Source organism: Legionella gratiana (assembly GCF_001467695.1).
GTDB classification, from domain to species: Bacteria; Pseudomonadota; Gammaproteobacteria; order Legionellales; family Legionellaceae; genus Legionella; species Legionella gratiana.
Genome location: NZ_LNYE01000020.1, coordinates 253,324 through 259,459 on the forward strand (window position 1 = coordinate 253,324; position 6,136 = coordinate 259,459).

Consider the following 6,136-nt stretch of genomic DNA (forward strand, 5'->3'; position numbering starts at 1 on the left):
AGTCTAATAAATTTACAATGATGACATAATGGCATATTAATAAACAACTAACAAGTCGAAATTAGTTAAGTAGAGTTCTTTTTAAGAGCAGTTGTCATTGCTGAAAACTGCTCTTAAAGAATGGGGTTAACCTTTTATGCCGGATGAAATTTTGCATCCTCATTCACGATGGCTCTTCAATCTACCGACCCTCGGTTGCACCAGCTGGTAACGCAGATTGGCCACCAGGGCAAAAAGTAACTTGATAACTGGTGTAGGTATTTGTTGCATTACAGGTAGTCGCTCCAGCAGATTTATCGTCAAACGTATAAGCATAAGCAGTCGGGCAACCTTCGTGCAACCATTTTACTGCATTGAGGGCAGTAACCGGAGTGTTCTGTGTATTCGTCCAATCCGAATTTGGACTGGTACATGCTTGAGTGTTAGCCGTGTCGTTCCAGGTTACACAACCGCAACAGGTACTCTGTGGATTGTTATAACAGGTCAGAAGTGAATTGTTGCTGGTTGGCTTACAAATCAACATGTCACCAAAGTTTGTGGCTGAGCCACTAACAGTTCCGTAATTTTGTGAGGAAATCAGACTCATTGATTTCCCCATCTCATAGTTGTTGTATAGATTGTAATTTGTGCTGCCCCATTGGCCAGCAGATGGAAATCCTTGATACACATTTAATGACCAATAACCTAAAAAGGAACCATTGGTTCTGTTAATAGGGGCATTGTTAGGATAGGTGCCAAAAGCCATCCCACAAAGCTCTCCTCCAACAGGAGAGTTACAGTCATTATTAGAACCGGTGGTCACAAAGTAAAAATCATTGTTATTCAACCCAACAGAACTTGGATTAAAATCCCAAGAACAATTACCAAGTCCATAACCATCTGGTTGAATTACCGCACCAACACTGGTGCAAGAAAAAGGAGATGATGGTGTACTTGCTAGCAACCCTTTCACTTCCACAGGGACATTCAAACCACCAATGATAGACACATCATACACTCCATCGGCATTGGTAGAATTTTCTATAGTAAATTCCAACTTGGTATAAGGGGCTTGTGGTTGATTAAAAGAGCCTACGGAAACGCAGGTTCCAGAGTTGGACGAGAGAGTATTGCAGGATCCAGTGCCACAAGTAAAGTTAGTACCATCAGACGCACAATTAGTTCTAGGCCATAATGCTCCATTAACATATTGAGTTACTGCTAAATCAATTGTACTTGGGGGCTGTTCATTAATTTGTGCAGGAAGATAATAGGACGACGATGGAGCACCACCAGGAGTTTGGCTTCCCGGGGTGGGATCGACACTTCCGACTCCTCCCGCCGCATTGGAGATCCCATACCAGACATTAAAGGAACATTGATTAATAAAATGTACCGTATGGGCGTTAGTATTAGCGTTTACAGGTGCAGAAGTTTTGGCACTCGAGGTAACGCCTCCTGCCATTACTGATGCAGTAACCATCATATTTGATGTCGTAGTAGTGGGGATGACAGAAACTAATACGGAGCAGGAACCCTGTGCTGGTATCGTTGCTCCTGAGCAGGTATCGTATTGTTTTGGTTGGGTCACCGTTGCAGTAGCGCCTGTGACAGCAATATCAACGGAACCAAGCGTTGCGCTGCCTTCGGCTGGCGTGCAATTATTGGTAAATACAAACTTAATCATGTTGTTTTCAAACTGATAAGACGTCACTGGCAAAGGAAGTTGCGCGACTCCCCTCACTGTACACGAACCGGGAGTACCTTGAGTCACAGTTGTCGATGCTGTGGGTTGGGCAGTTGAGGTAGAATTATAAGTAAATAATCCTGTCACCGTTAAAGGGCCAACCTTTGTAGGTGTAATTTGTGCTTGTACGGTACAGCTGTGAGTCGGCTGTAAGGTAATGGGACTAGCAGGTGTACCACACAAATTTGTTAGTGTGCCAACTGTGCCTTCACCTCCAGTAGAAGAAAGGCTAAAAATATTTGCTCCCGTGTTATCACCAGCATTCCCTGTAATAGGCACACTTCCAGTATTTGTGTAAGTAGCGGTGATTGTTGCGCTTTCCAACGGAGTTAGCGTAAGACTAGAGGGCAATCCGGTGATAACTCCAGTGACATTAGCTTCCCCACCTTGGGTGATTTGTACCGTAGTTGAGGGGGTACTCTTCCCTGGTTGACCGTTTGCGACAAATGTAAATAAACCGGAAACAGTCGCCGTGTTAATCTGTTGCGGAGTTAAAGTACCTTGTACCTGGCAACTCTGTGTCGGCTGCAAGGTACGGGGAGCTGCTGAGGTGCCGCAACCATTGGAGGTAAGGGTTATATTGGCCGCGCTAGAGGGCGATATACTAAATAGAGCCGTTCCACCACTATTCCCTGCATAACCAGTAATAGGTCGTGAACTGTTGTTAGTGTATGTAGCAACGATCGTCGAATTTAGTGTTGGTGTGATTGTGACAGTGGAAGGATTCGCAGTGACAGATCCGCTGAGACTTCCTGTGCTAGCAACAAGCTTGGGTAAACGAATACGGTTATGATTGTAACCATAGGTGAGTCGTACTGTTGCTGTTTGGGGGCTATTGGCTGGAGTATATGTATAAATAATCGTACATGTGCCCGAGGGACTTAGTCTCACCTTGTTGCAATTATCTTGAACAGTGATACCTCTACCAGTATAGCGACTCTTGGTTACGATGGTAGCAACATCAGATAAATGACTTGTCAAGGTATAGGTAACAGAGGACGATTGTCCAACAGGGGTTTCAGCAAAACCACTGGGTGACAGACTCCAGGAAACAGGATCAGACGCAAGAGCTGTAAAAGTGGCACTAAATAAAATTAGTCCTAACACAACACAATTTCTTTTCATTTTTTGTCCCTGTAATGCATTAATATATTGGTTAAAGATTTTTACATTGGGTGGAGTTACCCTTCCTCCCAATAAATACGTAACATTAGCAAACACCTCTGCTTATTTTTTAAACTCCTGATTTGAACACTCCTCTCATTAGGTCTCCCGACTATCAATCCGTGTAGGTTCATTAACACATATATGTAGAAGAATATTAATTAATAAGATAAGTTACACCAAATAAAAGAGTATTTGCTTGATAAGAACCCAATCGTAAGGATTCTCCAGACCATGTAGACTGGCCTTTTCCTGATGAGAAATCACCGAATGATTCAAACTCATATCCTGCTGATAATAACCAATTCGGTATGAATGAGAAATCTATACCAGCTCCAACATGGTAGGTAAATTGGGTTAACGTATGATCGGAATATGCAGGGCTGATTCGGGCAGTGACTCCTGGAAGGGCTGTTTCGTTAAACGATCGAGCCTCATTAAAAGAAACGCCCAATCCACCATTTACATAGGGTGAAAATGTTGAAAAATGAAATAAATTCAATTTAGTATCTGCGGTCAATGCAAGCGTAGATAGTTTCCAATCATAATTGTAATTAAGAAATTCGGGTAGACTATACTGCATAATGGTATTACCTACGTCCGTTGGAAATACATACTGCAAACGCCCACTTAAAGTATAATGATTGATGAATGATGAATGAGTAGTGATTCGATCACCAACGGTTAATGCAATAGTGCCTTGATTAGACTGTTTCACAGAATAAGCATCTACATTTGCTGGGGATGGAAAATTAGATCCATTATCGACTAAGATGTTATTCTCATTTAAAGGAAAAACAATCCCCCCTTGTAATTGAACAAACCAATGATCGCGTTCAAGCTGACAATCTTTACACTTAATCTTCTTTTTAGTTCTGTCTTTAAAGTCATATTGATTTGACTGAGAGATTTGCTCAATCTGCTTCTTATTTGGGTACGCGGTCTTAGGAGAAGATGTATCTATGGAGTTAAATTTTGTATTTTTAATACGTGTAGCTTGTGGGTGATTAGGTGTACTCGCAGCTAATTGATGCACTTCTTGAAGTGTGTTGAATGGACCAACGTACACCACATATAAATTTTTTTTTCTTTTGATCTGAGCATTATATCCTTTTGCTTGAAGCTTGGATTGTGCTTTCAGTGCATTCGTCTTATTCACATAAGATCCAACATAAACTGTATAGGGCGCAGAGGACTTACTATTTACCTGAGGAACATTTCCCAGACCCCATATATTTGTTCCAGCGTAGGTTTGCCCACTTCCAAAATGAAGTATCGCTAAAATAGAAGTGGTTAAAAAAATATTTTTAGTCATAATCCATCCATAGACAGTTTAAAGCATGAAGTTACTAATATATTGGTGATATTATTAAAACACAACAAATCATTAACAAAAAGCCTTAAAAAACAAGATAGTAATACAATGCCTTATAAAAATAATTTATGTTGCAGCGAGATCTTGTTTGATCGGCATTTTTCCAGTACTTTTTGCAAGTCTGTAGCCTCAGCTGATGATAAATAACACCCCAGTAATTGAAGCAGTTTATAACTATTAAGGATGATGCATTATGATGTTTACTAAAAAAAACACCCTACTCTTCTTAGGCCTTTGCTCTACTTTTTCCCTGACGCATGCAGGAATAGTGGAGCGTTACTTGCAAAAGATGCAAGAAGAGAAAGCACCACTAGTCGCTGAAAGAAGCATTCAACTTGCTTATTTTAAACAGTTGGTCGATCATAACAATCCTGATATGGGTACTTTTTCTCAACGTTACTATATTGATGAAACCTACGGACCAAAAGATGATTCACCCGTATTTTTTTATATTTGTGGTGAATCCGCATGCAGTAAACGTGCACTAAATGGCGCGATTAGAAATTATGCCCAAAAATTTCATGCCAAATTGGTTGCCCTAGAACATCGTTATTATGGTGAAAGTCTGCCCTTTAAATCACTCTCAACCAAAGAATTACACTATTTAACTACAGAAGCAGCACTGGATGATTTGGCTTATTTCCAACGCCATTTAAAAAATGAAAAAAATTGGAATGGAAAATGGGTTGCTTTCGGGGGTTCTTATCCCGGTTCTTTATCCGCATATTATCGTTTGAAGTTCCCTTATTTAGTTGTAGGCGCATTAGCATCTTCAGCCCCTGTCATGGCTAAGGAAAATTTCATTGAATACGATGCTCATGTTACTCAAGTTGCTGGCTTGCAATGCGCAAATCAAATGCGCGAAGTGGTCCGTCAAATAGAGGCAAGCTTAGAAGATACAGTAAAATTTGCCCAAATAAAATCGCTTTTTGATGCCGTAGCAGTCGAGGATCCCGTTGACTTTTTATATTTAATTGCAGATACCGGCGCCGCAGCAGTACAATATGGGATGCGCGATGCTTTCTGCTCGAGTCTTTCTGAACATCCAACACCACTTGAAGGTTACGCATACTTTGCGAAAAAACTTTATAAAGATTTTGGCACTACGGCTGTAGAAATGACCGCTCAAGGTGCTATGAGTGAAAATCCACAGGATTATCAAAATGGTTTAGGGATGCGTCAATGGTACTATCAATCCTGTAAAGAATATGGATATTGGCAAAATGCTCATCCAAACCCTACTCTTTCTACTCGTTCTTCATTGATTAATTTGGATTATCACTATAACGTATGTCAACGACTGTTCGGATTAACTGAACCTGCCCATACGATGGAGCTTAATCATACTTTTTATTTTCCTTTAATGGATATATTAGCTTCCAATGTTTATTTCACTAATGGGGAAAACGATCCTTGGTCTACTTTATCGCTAGCAGAAAAAAATGGTAACGCGACTAATCCAAGACTGACTTATCAATTAATTCAAGGAGCGGCTCATTGCAATGATTTACACAGCCCCTCTTCAATGGATTCTGATTCTCTGAAGGATGCACGAAAAAAAATGGAGTCTTTATTAACCGAGTGGCTTAAGTAACGTGAGCTCGAAATAAAAGGCATGTCTATGCCTTTTATTTCGCTAAACGAACGTTATCCCGTAAAACTTGTCCCCAGTAAAAGCCTGTCTCTTGATCCTATCTCATCAAGAGACAGCTGCTTTGCTTGCGCAGAGGGAGGCGGACTTCTCAATACCGTCGCCTTCCGCAAAAGCGGAAGGTCTAAAGTAACAAATCTTTGCTCTAAACTTCACCTTGCAGTCATATGCTTACGAGACCCCCTGCTTACGCAGAGGGTGACGATGCTCTCAATACCGT

Annotated in this window: 3 protein-coding genes; 1 reads left to right on the plus strand and 2 read right to left on the minus strand. The window is 40.9% G+C overall.

The window, feature by feature from the left end:
• Positions 1 to 181: 181 nt before the first annotated feature.
• Together Lgra_RS05960 and Lgra_RS05965 are read right to left on the minus strand one after the other, a co-directional pair.
• Positions 182 to 2,851, minus strand: a complete 2,670-nt coding sequence (locus Lgra_RS05960; protein WP_131743533.1) for a thaumatin family protein — start codon at positions 2,849 to 2,851, stop codon at positions 182 to 184.
• Between the two features lie 196 nt (positions 2,852 to 3,047).
• A complete protein-coding gene (locus Lgra_RS05965) occupies positions 3,048 to 4,205 on the minus strand; it encodes an SPOR domain-containing protein (protein ID WP_083502863.1) in 1,158 nt (385 codons plus the stop codon).
• A gap of 253 nt (positions 4,206 to 4,458) precedes the next feature.
• On the opposite strand from Lgra_RS05965, the gene Lgra_RS05970 reads away from it, so the two are divergent.
• A complete protein-coding gene (locus Lgra_RS05970) occupies positions 4,459 to 5,859 on the plus strand; it encodes a S28 family serine protease (RefSeq protein ID WP_172468382.1) in 1,401 nt (466 codons plus the stop codon).
• The last annotated feature ends 277 nt before the right edge of the window (positions 5,860 to 6,136 follow it).

Bases quoted from the DNA above. Each gene is read 5' to 3' on its own strand.
- Lgra_RS05965 (WP_083502863.1), bottom strand. From the start codon at position 4,205: ATGACTAAAAATATTTTTTTAACCACTTCTATTTTAGCGATACTTCAT.
- Lgra_RS05970 (WP_172468382.1), top strand. From the start codon at position 4,459: ATGATGTTTACTAAAAAAAACACCCTACTCTTCTTAGGCCTTTGCTCT.
- Lgra_RS05960 (WP_131743533.1), bottom strand. From the start codon at position 2,851: ATGAAAAGAAATTGTGTTGTGTTAGGACTAATTTTATTTAGTGCCACT.